This window comes from Olsenella sp. An293, assembly GCF_002159495.1.
GTDB lineage: Bacteria > Actinomycetota > Coriobacteriia > Coriobacteriales > Atopobiaceae > Thermophilibacter.
Genome location: NZ_NFIT01000034.1, coordinates 1 through 1,864, shown reverse-complemented (window position 1 = coordinate 1,864; position 1,864 = coordinate 1). Strand labels below are relative to the sequence as shown.

1 protein-coding gene and 1 rRNA gene are annotated in these 1,864 nt (G+C 71.4%); both read left to right on the top strand.

Going from position 1 to position 1,864, the window contains the following annotated elements; genetic code table 11:
- Nucleotides 1-92, top strand: a 5S ribosomal RNA gene (gene rrf, locus B5F85_RS10490); the annotation flags it as partial.
- A 346-nt stretch (nt 93-438) separates the two neighbouring features.
- A complete protein-coding gene (locus B5F85_RS10485) occupies nt 439-1,614 on the top strand; it encodes an IS110 family transposase (RefSeq protein ID WP_087317058.1) in 1,176 nt (391 codons plus the stop codon).
- Nucleotides 1,615-1,864: the final 250 nt, after the last annotated feature.

The window sequence follows — 1,864 nt, the reverse complement described above, 5'->3', positions numbered from 1 at the left end:
ACACCCGGTCCCATTCCGAACCCGGAAGTTAAGCCCCCGAGCGCCGATGGTACTGCGGAGTCAGTCCGTGGGAGAGCAGGACGTCGCTGACCAACAAGGGGCATTTTGCGCATGGGGGAGGGCCCCGGCTCGCGCCGGGGCCCTCCCCCTTCGCGTTCCGCAGCCCATTACAGTTTGAGCCGACCTTCGGGTCGGCTCTTTTGTATTCCCCCGAGCCTTGGAAATACGATTGACGTCGAACCCGAGGGGTCACTGGCCGACCGCCCCGGACGGCCCTTCCGCCCTGCCTCTCGCGAAGGCCCGGGGGGTGTTGCCGCCGGGGCCGGGTCGCCGCGGCAGGCGACTGATAGAGACATGCCGGGGACACCTCCCACGGCTCCGTAATGTGGTTGTCGCTCCCGCGGACGGCGGTCAGCCAACTTGAGGAGAGGATACACCATGGGAGAGAAAGCAAGGCCAGGGGCCGCCTTCCTCGCCTTCGACGTCGGCAAATCCGCGCACCGCGCGTGCGCCGTCGGGCCGGGCGGGGAGGTCCTGTTCAACCGGGAGGTGGGCAACAGGCCCGCGGACATAGACCGCGCGCTCGCCGAGGCGGGCGCGGCGGCCAGGGTCGTCGTCGACCATAAGCGAAACATCGGCGCGCTCGTCGTCGCGAGGGCCCGCGCCGCGGGCAACCCGGTCTCCTACCTGCCGGGGATAGCGATGAAGAGGGCACGCGACATGTTCCCGGCGACGGCCAAGACCGACGCGATAGACGCGGAGGTGATCGCCCGGACGGCCGCGGGCATGCCCTGGACCCTGCGAGAGGTCGCGGAGGAGGCGCCGGCGGCCGCCGCGCTCAGGATGCTCGCCTCCCAGCGCGACTTCGCCGTGCGCTCGAGGACCAAGGCGGCCAACAGGCTGCGCGCGGTGCTGCTCGAGGCGGACCCCGCCTTCGAGGCTGCGGTCGACTCGTCGAGCCGCTGGCAGCTCGCCGTGCTCGCCGAGCTCGGCGGGCCGTTCGGCATCAGGGCCGCCGGGCTCAGGCGCTTCCGCTCGGTGGCGGAGCGCGCCGGAGGGGCCAGGAGGGCTGCTTCCGACCGCCTCTGGGCCGCCGCCCTGGCGTCGGCGACCTCCGGCAGGCCCGAGCTCGCCGCGGAGTCGGTGCTCGTGCGCGCCCTCGCCGCCAGGGCGGCCTCCGACGCCGCCGAGGCCGCGCGCCTCGACGCGCTCATCTCCGACGCGCTCGCCGGCGACGAGGCCTACGAGGCCCTGCTCACCGTGCCCGGCGTCGGCCCCAAGACGGCCGCGGCGCTCGTCACGCTCGTGGACGTGTCGATGTTCCGCAGCCACGACGAGCTCGCCGCCTACACCGGGCTCGCGCCCTGCAACCGGCAGTCGGGGACGTCGCTCAACTCGTCGTCGCCGTCGAGGGGCGGCAACAGGACGCTGAAGAACCTGCTCGTGTACTCCTGCACGTCGCTGGTGGGGACGGACAACCGCTTCGGGCACTACTACGACGCCTGCAGGGCGCGCGGTATGCGGCACAACAAGGCGCTCAAGGCGGTCGCGCGCAAGCGCCTGAAGGTGATCCACGCGGTCATGCGGGACAGGGCCCCGTACCGGGAGGGCTGAGGCGGCGAAAAGCCGGCTTCACGCCGGCCCCGTCCGCGGGGCCGGCGCCAGCATGCCGAAGCGGCCCGAGTTCTATGGTTGACAAAACCATAGAGACACCCCCCGATTGTGCAGAAATCGTGAACCCGCGGATTCACGCCGCGGCGGGGCGCCGGGGTGCGTATAGTTATTCCCCGCGCAGCGACGCGGCCACGGCCCACGACCTGCGCGGGAGTACCTTGAGAACCGGATACTGCGATCGAGAGATCGA